Origin of the sequence: Pseudomonas sp. PS01270, from assembly GCF_029959775.1 — a bacterium.
Taxonomy (GTDB): domain Bacteria; phylum Pseudomonadota; class Gammaproteobacteria; order Pseudomonadales; family Pseudomonadaceae; genus Aquipseudomonas; species Aquipseudomonas atacamensis.
Genome location: NZ_JASCPT010000024.1, coordinates 23,380 through 39,007, shown reverse-complemented (window position 1 = coordinate 39,007; position 15,628 = coordinate 23,380). Strand labels below are relative to the sequence as shown.

Sequence of the window (15,628 nt, the reverse complement as noted above, 5' to 3'; positions counted from 1 at the left end):
GCGATAAAAAAACCGTGCTTCGGAGTGATCCGGGGCACGGTTTTTTTGTGTCTGCGATTTGACGATTGACTCATGAATGCCATAAACCATTGTGGGAGCGAGCTTGCTCGCGAAAGCAGTGTGTCAGTCAACTTCAATGTCACTGATATACCGCATTCGCGAGCAAGCTCGCTCCCACAGCGATCTGCTGTGTCTTAGCGCACCCAGCGCTCACGCCGCCAGATCTGCTGCTCGGACTTGGTCTGGAAGGTCCAGGCGACAAAGCGGCTCTGCTTCTGCCCCTGCGACATCTCCACGACCTGGCTCTCCAGCACGCCAGCCTTCTTCAGTGCGGTCTCGATGGCCGGCAGGTTCGAGGCCTTCGATACCAAGGTGCTGAACCACAACACTTTGTGCTGGAAGTTCGCACTTTCGGCAATCAACTGCGTCACGAAGCGCGCTTCACCGCCTTCACACCACAGCTCCGCCGATTGCCCACCGAAGTTCAGCACCGGTAGCTTGCGTTTCGGGTCGGCCTTGCCCAAGGCGCGCCACTTGCGCTCGCTGCCCTTGGTCGCTTCTTCCATCGAAGCGTGGAACGGCGGGTTGCACATGGTCAGGTCAAAACGCTCGCCCGGCTCCAGCAAGCCGATGAGGATGTGCTTGCGGTTTTCCTGCTGGCGCAGCTGGATCACTTTGCTCAGATCATTGGACTGCACGATGGCTCGCGCCGCCGCCACGGCTGTCGGGTCGATCTCCGAGCCGAGGAAGTGCCAGCGATATTCGCTGTTGCCGATCAGCGGATACACACAGTTGGCGCCCATGCCGATATCCAGCACATTGACGATCGCGCCGCGCGGGACCTTGCCGTCGTTCATGCTCGCCAGCAGGTCGGCGAGAAAGTGCACATAGTCGGCACGCCCCGGAACCGGAGGGCAAAGATAGTCTGCCGGGATGTCCCAGTGCTGGATGCCATAGAACGCCTTGAGCAGCGCCCGGTTGAACACGCGCACCGCGTCGGGGCTGGCGAAGTCGATGCTTTCCTTGCCGTACGGGTTGGTGATCACGTACTTGGCCAGTTCCGGCGTGGTCTTGATCAGTGCCGGAAAGTCGTAACGACCCTGATGGCGATTGCGCGGATGCAGGCTGGCCTTCTCGCGCGGCTCGACGGCTTTGCTCGGGGACGCGGCGTCAGGCTTCTTGCGCGCAGGTTTGGGTGTGCGGGGGGCGGTCATGGGCGTGGTCGATTCGGGTATGGCTGAAAGTGGCGGGCATTGTCCCACATCTGAAGGCAACACCGTTCAAACTGTGGGAGCGAGCCTGCTCGCGAAGGCGGTTTCACATCCGGCAGATTTGTCGGCTGACACAGCGCTTTCGCGAGCAGGCTCGCTCCCACAGGGGACTCGAGGTTTTGCAGGAATAAAAAAGGGAGGCCACTTGGGCCTCCCTTTTTCAGTGCGATTTGCCGTTACAGACTGGCAATCCGCGCGTGCTGCTCGGCCAGTTTGCCCAGGGCCTGTTCGGCCTCGGCCAGTTTGGCGCGTTCCTTCTCGATGACTTCGGCCGGGGCCTTGTCGACGAAACCTGCGTTGGAAAGCTTGCCGCCAACGCGCTGGACTTCGCCCTGCAGACGCAGGATTTCCTTGTCCAGACGCGCCAGTTCCGCGCCCTTGTCGATCAGACCGGCCATTGGTACCAGCACTTCCATCTCGCCCACCAGTGCGGTAGCGGACAGCGGTGCTTCTTCGCCAGCGGCGAGCACGGTGATCGATTCCAGACGCGCCAGCTTCTTCAGCAGCGCTTCGTTCTCGCTCAGGCGGCGCTGGTCTTCAGCGCTGACGTTCTTCAGGAAGATCGGCAGTGGCTTGCCCGGGCCGATGTTCATCTCGCCACGAATGTTGCGCGTGCCGAGCATCAGTTCCTTGAGCCATTCGATGTCGTTTTCCGCCGCCGGATCGATGCGCTCCTCGTTGGCCACCGGCCAAGGCTGCAGCATGATCGTTTTGCCCTGAATACCGGCCAGCGGCGCGATGCGCTGCCAGATTTCTTCAGTGATGAACGGCATGAACGGATGCGCCAGACGCAGCGCCACTTCCAGCACACGCACCAGCGTACGGCGAGTGCCGCGCTGACGTTCGACCGGCGCGTTCTCGTCCCACAACACAGGCTTGGACAGTTCCAGATACCAGTCGCAGTATTGGTTCCAGATGAACTCGTACAGCGCTTGCGCGGCGAGGTCGAAACGGAACTGATCCAGTTGGCGGGTCACTTCGGCTTCGGTGCGTTGCAACTGCGAAATGATCCAGCGATCAGCCAACGACAGCTCGTAGGCTTCGCCGTTCTGGCCGCAGTCTTCGCCCTTGTCCAGAACGTAACGCGCGGCGTTCCAGATCTTGTTGCAGAAGTTGCGATAGCCTTCGACGCGACCCATGTCGAACTTGATGTCGCGACCGGTCGAGGCCAGCGAGCAGAACGTGAAGCGCAGGGCGTCGGTGCCGTAGCTTTCGATGCCATTGGCGAATTCTTCGCGGGTGGCTTTCTCGATCTTCTTCGCCAGTTTCGGTTGCATCAGGCCCGAGGTGCGCTTCTGCACCAGGGTTTCCAGGTCGATGCCGTCGATGATGTCCAGCGGGTCAAGGACGTTGCCCTTGGACTTGGACATCTTCTGGCCCTGGCCGTCGCGTACCAGACCGTGTACGTACACAGTCTTGAACGGAACCTGCGGCGTGCCGTCTTCGTTCTTCATCAGGTGCATGGTCATCATGATCATCCGGGCAACCCAGAAGAAAATGATGTCGAAACCGGTGACCAGCACGTCGGTGGAGTGGAATTTCTTCAGGAACTCGGTCTGCTCAGGCCAGCCCAGAGTAGAGAACGTCCATAGGCCGGAACTGAACCAGGTGTCGAGTACGTCGTTGTCCTGTTGCAGCGCAACGTCCGGGCCGAGGTTGTGCTTGGCACGCACTTCGGCTTCGTCGCGACCGACGTAGACTTTGCCTGACTCGTCGTACCAGGCCGGAATCCGGTGGCCCCACCACAGCTGACGGCTGATGCACCAGTCCTGGATGTCGCGCATCCACGAGAAGTACATGTTTTCGTACTGTTTAGGCACGAACTGGATGCGACCGTCTTCAACGGCAGCAATCGCCGGCTCGGCCAGAGGCTTGGTCGATACGTACCACTGGTCGGTCAGCCACGGCTCGATGACCGTGCCGGAGCGATCGCCTTTCGGCGTTTTCTGGTTGTGATCGTTGACACTCACCAGCAGGCCGGCGGCGTCGAACGCGGCAACGATCTGCTTGCGCGCCTCGAAACGCTCCAGCCCGGCGAACTCCGCCGGAATCTTGCCGTCGATGCTCTCGTTCAGCGTGCCGTCGAGGTTGAACACCTGCGCGGCAGGCAGCACGTTGGCGTTCTTGTCGAAGATGTTCAGCAGCGGCAGGTTGTGGCGCTTGCCCACTTCGTAGTCGTTGAAATCGTGGGCCGGGGTGATTTTCACGCAGCCAGTGCCGAATTCAGGATCGCAATAATCGTCGGCGATGATCGGGATGCGCCGGCCAACCAGTGGCAGCTCGACGAATTTGCCGATCAGCGCTTTGTAGCGTTCGTCGTTCGGGTTAACCGCGACGGCGGAGTCACCGAGCATGGTTTCCGGACGGGTGGTGGCGACGATCAGGAAGTCATCGCCCTCAGCGGTTTTTACACCATCGGCCAATGGGTATTTCAGGTTCCACAGGAAGCCTTTCTCTTCGTGGTTTTCCACTTCGAGGTCGGAAATCGCTGTGTGCAGTTTGGTGTCCCAGTTGACCAGACGCTTGCCGCGGTAGATCAGGCCGTCTTCATGCAGACGCACGAAAGCTTCCTTGACCGCTTCCGAGAGGCCGTCGTCCATGGTGAAGCGCTCGCGGCTCCAGTCGACGGACGAGCCGAGGCGACGGATCTGCCGGCTGATGTTGCCGCCGGACTGATCTTTCCATTCCCAGACTTTTTCGAGAAATTTTTCCCGGCCCAGATCGTGACGATTCTGGCCCTGGGCTTCGAGCTGACGCTCCACCAGCATCTGCGTGGCGATACCGGCATGGTCGGTGCCCGGTTGCCAAAGGGTGTCGCGACCCTGCATGCGGCGGAAACGGATCAACGCGTCCATGATCGCGTTGTTGAAACCGTGACCCATGTGCAGGCTGCCGGTGACGTTCGGCGGCGGGATCATGATGGTGTAGGACTCGCCCGCGCCTTGCGGGGCGAAGTAGTTCTCGGACTCCCAGGTCTTGTACCAGGAAGTTTCAATGGCGTGCGGCTGGTAGGTCTTATCCATGCGCGGCGGGACCCTATTGGCATTTATTCAGGAAAAGCCGGGAAGTATAGCGGGGCATGGTGCCGAGGGCGAGCGGGGGAGGTCTGGCGGAGATCTAAATGTAGGAGTGAGCCTGCTCGCGATGCAGGCACTGCGGTTTTTCAGGAAAACCGAGGTGATGCCATCGCCAGCAGGCTGGCTCCTACAGAGGATTGGGGCTTATTCGTACTGGCTGAGCAGCCGCTCCATCCGCGCATCGAGGCGACGTTTGATTTCGGTTTCGATGTGCGGGGCGAAGTCGTCGATCACGTCTTGCATGATCAATTGCGCGGCGGCGCGCAGTTCGCTGTCCAGATGCAGCAAGGCGTCCGGGCCTTTATCGACCGGAGCGGCAGCCGGGGCAGCCGGCGGCGCTGGTGGCGGCTCGACGGCCGCCGGCTGATTGCCGACGGAATCGAACAGCATCGGAATCTGTTCCTGTTCGCCGTCATCGACCGTATCGGTCAAGAGCGGCGGTTGCAGGTTGTCATCGCCGAGCAACTGGCGGATCGATTCAAGATCGTCCAGCAGATGTGCGGACTTCTGTTGCGGTTTCGGAGTGTCCATTGGAGTGCTCAGAGTCGCTGTAAACGGTGGTCTTGCAGAGAATAGCCCTGTTCGCGGTAGAAACGGAAACTCTCCCGCGCCGCTGCGCGGATGGCTGGATCTTCCACCACCACTTCCGCCACGCGGGCGAATTTGCTGGCGAAGGCCGGGACTTTCAGGTCGAGATTGACCAGCAGGTCCTGATGTTCACCGCAGTCTTCGCCCAGCCCCAGCACGATCAAACCGTCCGGTTCGCTGTCGGCCGGGCCGTGGGGCACGAAGCTTTCACCCTTGAATGCCCACAGACGCGCATCGAGATCGTCGCGCTGGGCCGCATCGCTGCAATGCAGGTAGATGCGGTGGCCCATGCGCCAGGCTTTCTCGGTGAGCTTGCAGGCGAAATCCAGGCGCGCTGAAGGATCGGCGCTGGGCAGGATATAGAAGTCGACTTTGGTCATTGCGGTTCCAGAGCGGCAAGCGGCGTCACCCGAGAGTGACGCCACCTTTCAGCGGTTTCAGGCCTTGGCGCGATCCAGCAGGTACTGGGTCAGCAGTGGAACCGGACGGCCGGTGGCGCCTTTGTCCTTGCCGCCGCTGGTCCATGCCGTGCCGGCGATGTCCAGGTGCGCCCAGTTGAGGTTCTTGGTGAAGCGCGACAGGAAGCAGGCGGCAGTGATGGTGCCGGCCTTCGGCCCGCCAATGTTGGCGATGTCGGCGAACGGGCTGTCTAGCTGCTCTTGATACTCATCGAACAGCGGCAGTTGCCAGGCGCGGTCGTCGGCAGCCTTGCCGGCGCTGAGCAACTGGTCGATCAGTTCGTCGTTGTTGCCCAGCAGGCCGGACGTGTGTGCGCCCAGGGCCACTACGCAAGCACCGGTCAGGGTGGCGATGTCGATCACCGCTTGTGGCTTGAAGCGCTCGGCGTAGGTCAGCGCATCGCACAGCACCAGACGGCCTTCAGCGTCGGTGTTGAGGATTTCCACGGTCTGGCCGCTCATGGTGGTGACGATATCGCCCGGCCGCGAAGCATTGCCGCTCGGCATGTTTTCGGCGCAGGCGAGGATGCACACCAGATTGATCGGCAGTTTCAGCTCAAGCACAGCACGCAAGGTCCCGAACACGGAGGCAGCGCCGCCCATGTCGTACTTCATCTCGTCCATGCCGGCGCCCGGCTTCAGGCTTATGCCGCCAGTGTCGAAGGTGATGCCCTTGCCGACCAGCGCGTATGGCTTCTCGGATTTCTTGCCGCCGTTGTATTGCATGACGATCAGGCGCGGCGGCTGGGCGCTGCCCTGGCCCACGGCGTAGAACGAGCCCATGCCGAGGGATTTGATCTTTTTCTCGTCGAGTACTTCGACTTTCAGATCCTTGAACTCTTTGCCCAGGTTCTTGGCCTGTTCGCCCATGAAGGTCGGGTGGCAGATGTTCGGTGGCAGGTTGCCAAGGTCGCGGGTGAAGGCCATGCCGTTGGCGATGGCGGTGGCGTGGTTCACGGCGCGCTGCACTTCGGCTTGCGCAGCCTTGATGGTCAGCAGGGTGATTTTCTTCAGGGCGCGCGGTTCGGCTTTCTGGCTCTTGAACTGGTCGAAGGTGTAGCCGCCGTCGACCAGGGTTTCTGCCAGCAGGCGAGTCTTGCCGTAGCTGTCGCGACCTTTGACGATGACTTCATCGAGCGCCAGCACGGCGTCACCGCCGCCCAGGCCTTTGAGGGTGTTGAGGATGCCGGCAACGATTTTGCGGAACGGACGGTCGCCCAGTTCTTCGTCCTTGCCCACGCCGACCAGCAACACGCGCTCGGCTTTCAGGTTCGGCAGGCTGTGCAGCAGCAGGCTCTGACCGACCTTGCCGGCCAGGTCGCCACGCTTGAGCACGGCGCTGATCGCACCACCGCTCGACTCGTCGACCAGTCTGGCGGCGACACCGAGTTTGCGGCCTTCGCCGACGGCAACCACCAGGGTGGCGGTTTTCAACGTTTCTGGGCTAACGCTTTTTACAACCAGTTCCATGTCCGGATCCCTGAATGAATGGTCAACACGCAGGCGTTCGACGTTGTCCGCAGTCGCCTGCTTATAGATAGAAGAGGCGCAGGCCAAAGCCTGCGACAAGGGCCGCAGTTTGAACCTCGCTCCCCGCGCCTGACAACCCTCAGCAAAGGATTACAGCGATGGATGAGTGTGCGCAGTGACAGGCGCACCCAATCACAGGATAATGCCGCATCTTTTTTCGACCGCTCTGCATGGCGGGCCGGTCGATGTGTTTGCTTGTTTGGCCGCCTTAGCCTGACAACCCTGGAGTGTCTGGTTTGATCGTCTTCCGTTATCTGTCCCGCGAAGTCCTGTTGACCCTCAGCGCCGTAAGTGCCGTGCTGCTGGTCATCATCATGAGCGGTCGCTTCATCAAATACCTGGCGCAGGCTGCGGCCGGTCAGCTCGATCCGGGCTCGCTGTTCCTGATCATGGGCTTTCGTCTGCCGGGGTTCCTGCAACTGATTCTGCCGCTGGGCCTGTTCCTCGGGATCCTGCTGGCCTACGGTCGCCTGTACCTCGAAAGCGAAATGACCGTGCTCTCGGCCACCGGCATGAGCCAGCAGAAGCTGTTTCGCATGACCCTGTTTCCGGCAACGCTGGTGGCACTGGTGGTGGCGTGGTTGAGCCTCGGCCTGGCTCCGCAGGGCGCCAACCAGTTTCAGTTGCTGCTGAACAAGCAGGACGCGCTGACCGAGTTCGATACCCTCGAACCGGGCCGCTTCCAGGCCTTGCGTGACGGTACTCGGGTGACTTACACCGAAACCCTGAGCGACGACCGCGTCAATCTCGGCAGTGTGTTCATCTCGCAGAAGAACCTCGGCGCCGATAAGAAGGACCGCGGGATTTCCGTGCTGGTGGCCGAGTCGGGCCGTCAGGAAATCCGCCCCGATGGCAATCGCTACCTGATCCTCGACAACGGCTATCGCTATGACGGCAGCCCGGGGCAGGCCGATTACCGCGCCATTCATTACGAAACCTACGGTGTGCTGCTGCCCAAGCCGGATGTCAGCGAAGAAGTCACTGATCGCGATGCAATGCCGACTTCGTCCCTGTGGGGCAGTGATGACATCCGTTCGAAAACCGAACTGCAATGGCGCATGTCCCTGCCTTTGCTGGTGTTCATCGTGACCCTGATGGCGGTGCCGCTGTCGCGGGTGAATCCGCGTCAGGGGCGTTTCCTCAAGCTGCTGCCGGCGATTCTTCTTTATATGGCTTACCTGACCATCCTGATTGCCGCTCGCGGCGCCCTCGAAAAAGGCAAGATCCCGCCGGCCCTCGGCCTGTGGTGGGTGCACGCGATCTTCCTGGTGATCGGCCTCGGCCTGCTGTATTGGGAGCCGCTGCGCCTGAAACTGGCCAGCCGTCGCAGCGCCGCGCTGGAGGTGGCCCGTGGTTAAACTCGACCGCTACATCGGCAGCAGCGTGTTCATGGCGATCATCGCCGTGCTGGCGATCATCCTCGGCCTGGCGACGCTGTTTGCCTTCATCGATGAAATGGGCGACGTCAGCGACACCTACACCCTGGTCGACGTGCTCGGCTTTGTATTGCTGACCGCACCGCGCCGGCTCTATGAAATGCTGCCGATGGCCGCATTGATCGGCTGCCTGATCGGTCTCGGCAGTCTGGCCAGCAGCAGTGAGCTGACGGTCATGCGCGCTGCTGGCGTGTCGATCGGCCGTATCGTCTGGGCTGTCATGAAGCCGATGCTGGTGCTGATGCTCGCCGGCGTGCTGATTGGCGAATACGTCGCCCCGGCCACCGAAAGCATGGCCCAGGCCAATCGCTCGCTGGCCCAGGGCAGCGGCGATGCGCAAAGCGCCAAGCACGGTATGTGGCACCGTCAGGGTGAAGAATTCATCCACATCAACGCGGTGCAGCCGAACGGTCTGTTGTACGGCGTGACGCGTTATCACTTCGACAAGGAGCGCCATCTGCTCAGCTCCAGCTTCGCCAAAAAGGCTGAGTTTGACGGCACCAAGTGGCAGCTCACCGACGTTGCCACCACGCTGTTCCACGAGCGCAGCACCGAGGTCGTCAATGCCCCGAGCGAGGAATGGGACGTGGCGTTGAGCCCGCAACTGCTCAGCACCGTGGTCATGGCGCCGGAATCGCTGTCGATCAGCGGTCTGTGGGGCTACATCCACTATCTGGCCGAGCAGGGCCTGAGCAATGGCCGTTACTGGCTGGCATTTTGGGTCAAGGTGTTGCAGCCGCTGGTGACCGCCGCGCTGGTGCTGATGGCGATCTCGTTCATCTTCGGCCCGCTGCGTTCGGTGACCCTCGGTCAGCGTGTTTTCACCGGCGTGCTGGTGGGCTTCACCTTCCGCATCGTCCAGGATCTGCTGGGGCCATCGAGCCTGGTGTTCGGTTTCTCGCCGCTGTTTGCGGTGCTGGTGCCGGCCGGCGTGTGTGCGCTGGCGGGTGTCTGGCTGCTCAGACGCGCGGGCTGATGAACAAGCTTTCATTCAGCGCTTGAACCCTGAAAACGCCTCGGTCGCCAGACCGGGGCGTTTTTGCATGTGATCCGGGTGACAGGCGAACGTGACGCTTGCGCCGTGTATCAGGTACAATTCCCGGCTATTTTTCGGCGGGCCAAGCCTGCAGCCTTTTTGAGTGTTGATCCGTGAGTGATTTGAGTCATATCCGCAATTTCTCCATCATCGCCCACATTGACCATGGCAAGTCGACGCTGGCTGACCGTTTCATCCAGATGTGCGGCGGCCTGGCCGAGCGTGAAATGGAAGCCCAGGTACTGGATTCCATGGATCTTGAGCGTGAACGCGGGATCACCATCAAGGCCCACAGCGTTACCCTCTATTACAAAGCCAAAGACGGCATCACCTACCAGCTGAACTTCATTGACACCCCGGGCCACGTCGACTTCACCTATGAAGTCAGCCGTTCCCTGGCCGCGTGCGAAGGTGCCTTGCTGGTGGTCGATGCGGGGCAGGGCGTCGAAGCCCAGTCCGTGGCCAACTGCTACACCGCCATCGAGCAGGGCCTGGAGGTCATGCCGGTCCTGAACAAGATCGACCTGCCCCAGGCCGAGCCGGATCGCGTCAAGGACGAGATCGAGAAGATCATCGGCATCGACGCCACAGACGCCGTTACTTGCAGCGCCAAGACCGGCCTGGGTGTCGACGAAGTGCTCGAGCGTCTGGTGCACACCATCCCTGCGCCGACCGGCAACATCGAAGATCCGCTGCAAGCGTTGATCATCGACTCCTGGTTCGACAACTACCTGGGCGTTGTTTCCCTGGTACGCGTGCGCCACGGCCGTGTGAAGAAGGGCGACAAGATTCTGGTCAAGTCCACCGGCAAGGTGCACCTGGTCGACAGCGTCGGCGTGTTCAACCCGAAACACACCGCCACCGTTGATCTGAAGGCCGGCGAAGTGGGCTTCATCATCGCCAGCATCAAGGACATTCACGGTGCGCCGGTCGGTGACACCCTGACCTTGAGCTCCACGCCGGACGTGCCGGTGCTGCCGGGCTTCAAACGCATTCAGCCACAGGTTTACGCCGGTCTGTTCCCGGTCAGTTCCGACGACTTCGAGGATTTCCGCGAAGCGCTGCAGAAGCTGACCCTGAACGACTCGTCGCTGCAGTACACCCCGGAAAGCTCCGACGCCCTGGGCTTCGGCTTCCGTTGCGGCTTCCTCGGCATGCTGCACATGGAGATCATCCAGGAGCGCCTCGAGCGCGAGTACGACCTGGACCTGATCACCACCGCGCCGACGGTAATTTTCGAGCTGGTGCTGAAAACCGGTGAAACGATTTACGTCGACAACCCGTCGAAGCTTCCGGACGTGTCGGCGATCGAGGACATGCGCGAGCCAATCGTGCGCGCCAATATCCTCGTACCGCAGGAACACCTGGGCAACGTGATCACCCTGTGCATCGAGAAACGCGGCGTTCAGGTCGACATGCTGTTCCTCGGCAATCAGGTGCAAGTGACCTACGACCTGCCGATGAACGAAGTGGTCCTGGACTTCTTCGACCGTCTCAAATCCACCAGCCGCGGCTATGCTTCGCTGGACTACCATTTCGATCGTTACCAATCGGCTAATCTGGTGAAACTGGACGTGCTGATCAACGGCGACAAGGTCGATGCCCTGGCATTGATCGTGCACCGTGACAATTCGCACTTCAAAGGTCGCCAGTTGACCGAGAAGATGAAAGAACTGATTCCTCGTCAGATGTTCGACGTGGCGATCCAGGCCGCCATCGGTGGTCAGATCGTGGCCCGGACAACTGTCAAGGCGCTCAGAAAGAACGTATTGGCCAAATGCTACGGCGGTGACGTCAGTCGTAAGAAGAAACTGCTCGAGAAGCAGAAGGCCGGTAAGAAACGCATGAAACAGGTCGGCAACGTGGAAATTCCACAGGAAGCCTTCCTCGCCGTGCTCAGGTTGGAATAATCAGGTCCTATGTCGCTAAATTTCCCGCTGTTGCTGGTCATCGCCGTGTTCGTCTGCGGCCTGTTGGCGTTGCTTGATCTGCTGTTCCTGGCACCGCGTCGGCGTGCTGCCATTGCCTCTTATCAAGGCAGTGTCAGCCAGCCCGAGCCTGTGGTGGTCGAGAAGCTGAACAAAGAGCCGCTGCTGGTCGAATACGGCAAGTCGTTCTTTCCGGTGCTGTTCATCGTGCTGGTGCTGCGTTCGTTCCTGGTGGAGCCGTTCCAGATCCCGTCCGGCTCGATGAAACCGACCCTGGACGTCGGCGACTTCATTCTGGTGAACAAGTTTTCCTACGGCATCCGTCTGCCGGTGATCGACAAGAAGATCATCGAAGTCGGTGACCCGCAGCGCGGCGATGTGATGGTGTTCCGCTACCCGAGCGACCCGAACGTCAACTACATCAAGCGTGTGGTCGGCCTGCCCGGTGACACGGTGCGTTACACCGCCGACAAGCGTCTGTTCGTCAACGGCGAATCGATTGCCGAGAAGATGGTCGGCGCCGAGGCGGGATCGCTGGGCAGCGCGGAGCTCTATCAGGAAAAACTCGGCGCAGCCGAGCACCTGATCCGCAAGGAAATGAGCCGCTACCGCGCCACCCCGGACCGTTCGTGGACAGTGCCTGCCGGGCACTACTTCATGATGGGCGACAACCGCGACAATTCGAACGACAGCCGCTACTGGGATGATCCGAACATTCCCAAGGATCTGCTGGGCATGGTTCCCGACAAGAATATTGTCGGCAAGGCCTTCGCGGTCTGGATGAGCTGGCCAGAGCCGAAACTCAGCCACCTGCCGAATTTCTCGCGGGTTGGCCTGATCAAGTAATCAAACACGGCGCTGTTGACCACAGCGCCGAATGCATTTCTGGAGCCGGCACAATCGGCTTCGCAATCGCCAGGATTTATTTTTTGAACACAGCGTTAATTGTCCCAGGCCTGCGCCGTACCCCGGCGATGGCAGTGGAAACCAGCCACGAACTCAGCGTGGGTAAACCGTGAGCGTTTCTCTTAGCCGTCTCGAGCGCCAGCTCGGTTACACCTTCAAGGACCAGGAGCTGATGCTGCTGGCCCTCACGCACCGCAGTTTTGCCGGGCGCAACAACGAGCGTCTGGAATTCCTCGGTGATGCCATCCTCAACTTCGTCGCTGGCGAGGCGCTGTTCGATCGCTTCCCGCTGGCCCGCGAAGGCCAGTTGTCGCGTTTGCGCGCACGGCTGGTAAAAGGTGAGACCCTGGCCGTACTCGCTCGCGGTTTCGACCTCGGTGATTATTTGCGTCTGGGTTCGGGTGAACTGAAGAGCGGTGGTTTCCGCCGTGAATCCATTCTGGCCGATGCCCTCGAAGCGTTGATTGGCGCGATCTACCTCGATGCCGGCATGGACGTCGCCCGCGAGCGCGTGCTGGCCTGGCTGGCCGGCGAATTCGAAGGCCTGACGCTGGTCGACACCAACAAGGATCCGAAAACCCGCTTGCAGGAACACCTGCAATCGCGCGGTTGCGAACTGCCACGCTACGAAGTGGTGGATATCCAGGGCGAACCGCACTGCCGAACCTTCTTCGTCGAATGCGAAGTGGTCTTACTGAATGAAAAAAGCCGAGGTCAGGGTGTGAGCCGTCGTATTGCCGAACAGGTAGCGGCCGCCGCAGCACTGATTGCCTTGGGCGTGGAGAATGGCAATGACTGATACAAACGCAACTCGCTGTGGCTACGTTGCCATCGTCGGCCGTCCCAACGTCGGCAAGTCGACGTTGCTCAACCACATCCTCGGGCAGAAGCTCGCGATCACTTCGCGCAAACCGCAGACCACCCGCCACAACATGCTCGGGATCAAGACCGAGGGCGACGTGCAGGCGATCTACGTCGACACCCCGGGCATGCACAAGGGTGGCGAAAAGGCCCTGAACCGTTACATGAACAAAACCGCTTCGGCGGCGTTGAAAGACGTCGACGTGGTGATCTTTGTCGTCGACCGCACCAAGTGGACCGACGAAGACCAGATGGTTCTGGAGCGTGTGCAATACGTGACCGGCCCGCTGATCGTCGCGCTGAACAAGACTGATCGCATCGAAGACAAAGCCGAGCTGATGCCGCACCTGAGCTGGTTGCAGGAACAGCTGCCGAACGCGCAGATCATCCCGATTTCCGCGCAGCACGGGCACAACCTCGAAGCGCTGGAAAAGGTCATCGCCGATCACTTGCCGGAGAATGATCACTTCTTCCCGGAAGACCAGATCACCGACCGCAGCAGCCGTTTCCTTGCCGCCGAACTGGTGCGCGAGAAAATCATGCGCCAGATGGGCGCCGAGCTGCCGTACCAGATCACGGTCGAAATCGAAGAGTTCAAGCAGCAGGGCAAGACCTTGCACATCCACGCGCTGATTCTCGTCGAGCGTGACGGCCAGAAGAAAATCATCATTGGCGACAAGGGCGAGCGCATCAAGCGCATCGGCACCGAAGCGCGCAAGGACATGGAGCTGCTGTTCGACTCCAAGATCATGCTCAACCTGTGGGTCAAGGTGAAGGGCGGCTGGTCCGATGACGAGCGCGCGCTGCGTTCGCTGGGTTATGGCGACCTGTAAATACGCAGTTGTCGCAACACCGAAGAAACCTGTGGGAGCGAGCTTGCTCGCGAAGACGATGGAACATTCAGCATTGATGTTGACTGTCACACCGAGTTCGCGAGCAAGCTCGCTCCCACAGTGTTTGTGGGGTGAATATAAAACCGCGTTTTATCCATGAGAGTTCCATGTCCTCAAACCCGCCCCCCGCCCAACCCGCCTACGTCCTGCATTCGCGCGCCTATCGCGAAACCAGCGCACTGGTCGATTTCCTCACGCCGCAAGGTCGGCTGCGGGCGGTGTTGCGCAGTGCGCGGGGCAAGGCCGGGACGCTGGCGCGGCCGTTCGTGGCGCTGGAGGTCGAGTTCCGTGGCAAGGGCGAGCTGAAGAATGTCGGGCGCATGGAAAGCTCCGGCACCTCCGCCTGGCTCAATGGCGAGGCGCTGTTCAGCGGCCTCTATCTCAACGAGCTGTTGATTCGGCTGTTGCCTGCCGAAGATCCGCATCCCGCAGTCTTCGATCACTATGCCGCGACCCTGCTGGCGCTGGCCGAAGGTCGGCCGCTGGAACCGTTGCTGCGCTCCTTCGAATGGCGTCTGCTGGATGATCTCGGCTACGGCTTCTCCATGAATACCGACATCCACGGCGAACCTGTCGCTGCTGACGGCCTCTATCGCTTGCAAGTGGACGCCGGACTCGAGCGCGTTTACCTGCTGCAACCAGGCTTGTTCAACGGTACCGAACTGCTGGCCATGGCCGAAGCCGACTGGTCGGCGCCCGGTGCGCTGTCGGCGGCCAAGCGTCTGATGCGCCAGGCCCTGGCGGTGCATTTGGGCGGGCGTCCGCTTGTCAGTCGCGAGCTGTTTCGCAAGCCCTGATATGCTGTGCGCCGAACCTCTCAATTCAGGAGCGCATCCGTGACCAGCAGCAATCGCATTCTTCTCGGCGTGAACATCGACCACGTTGCCACCCTGCGTCAGGCCCGTGGCACGCGCTACCCGGATCCGGTCAAAGCGGCGCTGGATGCAGAAGAGGCGGGCGCCGATGGCATCACCGTGCACCTGCGCGAAGATCGCCGTCACATCCAGGAGCGCGACGTGCTGCTGCTCAAGGATGTGCTGCAAACCCGCATGAACTTCGAAATGGGCGTCACCGAAGAAATGATGGCGTTCGCCGAGCGTATTCGCCCGGCGCACATCTGCCTGGTCCCGGAAACCCGTCAGGAGCTGACCACCGAGGGTGGTCTGGATGTGGCAGGGCAGGAAGAACGCATCAGGGCTGCGGTCGAGCGCTTGTCGAAGATCGGCAGCGAAGTGTCGCTGTTCATCGATGCTGACGAGCGCCAGATTGCGGCTTCCAAGCGCGTCGGTGCGCCGACCATCGAGCTGCACACCGGGCGTTATGCCGATGCTGAAACCCCGACTGAAGTGGCCGAGGAATTGAAGCGTGTGGCGGATGGCGTTGCGTTTGGTCTGGCCCAAGGCTTGATCGTTAACGCCGGTCACGGCTTGCATTACCACAATGTTGAAGCCGTGGCTGCGATCAAAGGCATCAACGAGCTGAACATCGGCCACGCGCTGGTGGCGCATGCGTTGTTCGTTGGCTTCAAGTCTGCCGTATCGGAAATGAAAGCGCTGATTCTGGCTGCTGCTCTCAAGGGCTAAGATCAAAAGATCGCAGCCTTCGGCGGCTCCTACAGGTGAACACATAACCCTGGAGCTGCCG

At 60.7% G+C, this 15,628-nt stretch carries 13 protein-coding genes; 8 read left to right on the top strand and 5 right to left on the bottom strand.

Translation table 11 applies throughout. From position 1 onward, the window contains the following. Positions 1 to 194: 194 nt before the first annotated feature. From rlmF to QMX86_RS10170, 5 genes are all read right to left on the bottom strand, one after another. Positions 195 to 1,214, bottom strand: coding sequence for a 23S rRNA (adenine(1618)-N(6))-methyltransferase RlmF (gene rlmF, locus QMX86_RS10190; RefSeq protein ID WP_016771571.1), 1,020 nt, complete (start codon positions 1,212 to 1,214; stop codon positions 195 to 197). A gap of 233 nt (positions 1,215 to 1,447) precedes the next feature. Next, positions 1,448 to 4,294, bottom strand: coding sequence for a valine--tRNA ligase (locus tag QMX86_RS10185; protein WP_282384220.1), 2,847 nt, complete (start codon positions 4,292 to 4,294; stop codon positions 1,448 to 1,450). A gap of 198 nt (positions 4,295 to 4,492) precedes the next feature. Further along, a complete protein-coding gene (locus QMX86_RS10180) occupies positions 4,493 to 4,879 on the bottom strand; it encodes a hypothetical protein (RefSeq protein WP_056783087.1) in 387 nt (128 codons plus the stop codon). Between the two features lie 8 nt (positions 4,880 to 4,887). Then, complete coding sequence (locus QMX86_RS10175) at positions 4,888 to 5,316, bottom strand: DNA polymerase III subunit chi (RefSeq protein WP_243243217.1); 429 nt, start codon at positions 5,314 to 5,316, stop codon at positions 4,888 to 4,890. Between the two features lie 57 nt (positions 5,317 to 5,373). Further along, positions 5,374 to 6,864, bottom strand: a complete 1,491-nt coding sequence (locus QMX86_RS10170; RefSeq protein ID WP_039759172.1) for a leucyl aminopeptidase — start codon at positions 6,862 to 6,864, stop codon at positions 5,374 to 5,376. Between the two features lie 296 nt (positions 6,865 to 7,160). On the opposite strand from QMX86_RS10170, the gene lptF reads away from it, so the two are divergent. The 8 genes from lptF (at position 7,161) to pdxJ (ending at position 15,567) form a co-directional block, all read left to right on the top strand. Continuing rightward, positions 7,161 to 8,282: an LPS export ABC transporter permease LptF gene (gene lptF, locus QMX86_RS10165; protein WP_016771566.1), complete on the top strand. Its 1,122-nt coding sequence runs from the start codon at positions 7,161 to 7,163 to the stop codon at positions 8,280 to 8,282. After that, positions 8,275 to 9,336: an LPS export ABC transporter permease LptG gene (lptG, locus tag QMX86_RS10160; RefSeq protein WP_073473630.1), complete on the top strand. Its 1,062-nt coding sequence runs from the start codon at positions 8,275 to 8,277 to the stop codon at positions 9,334 to 9,336. The genes lptF and lptG overlap by 8 nt, the downstream gene beginning before the upstream one ends. 173 nt (positions 9,337 to 9,509) lie before the next feature. Further along, a complete protein-coding gene (gene lepA / locus QMX86_RS10155) occupies positions 9,510 to 11,306 on the top strand; it encodes a translation elongation factor 4 (protein ID WP_016771564.1) in 1,797 nt (598 codons plus the stop codon). Between the two features lie 9 nt (positions 11,307 to 11,315). Beyond that, positions 11,316 to 12,170, top strand: a complete 855-nt coding sequence (gene lepB / locus QMX86_RS10150; RefSeq protein WP_016771563.1) for a signal peptidase I — start codon at positions 11,316 to 11,318, stop codon at positions 12,168 to 12,170. Positions 12,171 to 12,339: 169 nt separating this feature from the next. Beyond that, positions 12,340 to 13,029 (top strand): ribonuclease III, encoded by a 690-nt coding sequence (gene rnc / locus QMX86_RS10145; protein ID WP_024011703.1) that lies wholly within the window; start codon positions 12,340 to 12,342, stop codon positions 13,027 to 13,029. After that, entirely contained in the window at positions 13,022 to 13,924 is a 903-nt protein-coding gene (gene era / locus QMX86_RS10140; protein WP_016771562.1) for a GTPase Era, read from the top strand. The genes rnc and era overlap by 8 nt, the downstream gene beginning before the upstream one ends. Before the next feature lie 167 nt (positions 13,925 to 14,091). After that, positions 14,092 to 14,781, top strand: coding sequence for a DNA repair protein RecO (gene recO, locus QMX86_RS10135; RefSeq protein WP_282384210.1), 690 nt, complete (start codon positions 14,092 to 14,094; stop codon positions 14,779 to 14,781). A gap of 39 nt (positions 14,782 to 14,820) precedes the next feature. Continuing rightward, on the top strand, positions 14,821 to 15,567 hold the full coding sequence (gene pdxJ / locus QMX86_RS10130) for a pyridoxine 5'-phosphate synthase (RefSeq protein ID WP_130928302.1): 747 nt from the start codon (positions 14,821 to 14,823) through the stop codon (positions 15,565 to 15,567). Positions 15,568 to 15,628: the final 61 nt, after the last annotated feature.

What these genes read in the sequence shown, in the direction of transcription:
- rlmF (WP_016771571.1), bottom strand. Translation starts at nt 1,214, where the DNA reads ATGACCGCCCCCCGCACACCCAAACCTGCGCGCAAGAAGCCTGACGCC.
- QMX86_RS10185 (WP_282384220.1), bottom strand. Translation starts at nt 4,294, where the DNA reads ATGGATAAGACCTACCAGCCGCACGCCATTGAAACTTCCTGGTACAAG.
- QMX86_RS10180 (WP_056783087.1), bottom strand. Translation starts at nt 4,879, where the DNA reads ATGGACACTCCGAAACCGCAACAGAAGTCCGCACATCTGCTGGACGAT.
- QMX86_RS10175 (WP_243243217.1), bottom strand. Translation starts at nt 5,316, where the DNA reads ATGACCAAAGTCGACTTCTATATCCTGCCCAGCGCCGATCCTTCAGCG.
- QMX86_RS10170 (WP_039759172.1), bottom strand. Translation starts at nt 6,864, where the DNA reads ATGGAACTGGTTGTAAAAAGCGTTAGCCCAGAAACGTTGAAAACCGCC.
- lepB (WP_016771563.1), top strand. Translation starts at nt 11,316, where the DNA reads ATGTCGCTAAATTTCCCGCTGTTGCTGGTCATCGCCGTGTTCGTCTGC.
- era (WP_016771562.1), top strand. Translation starts at nt 13,022, where the DNA reads ATGACTGATACAAACGCAACTCGCTGTGGCTACGTTGCCATCGTCGGC.
- recO (WP_282384210.1), top strand. Translation starts at nt 14,092, where the DNA reads ATGTCCTCAAACCCGCCCCCCGCCCAACCCGCCTACGTCCTGCATTCG.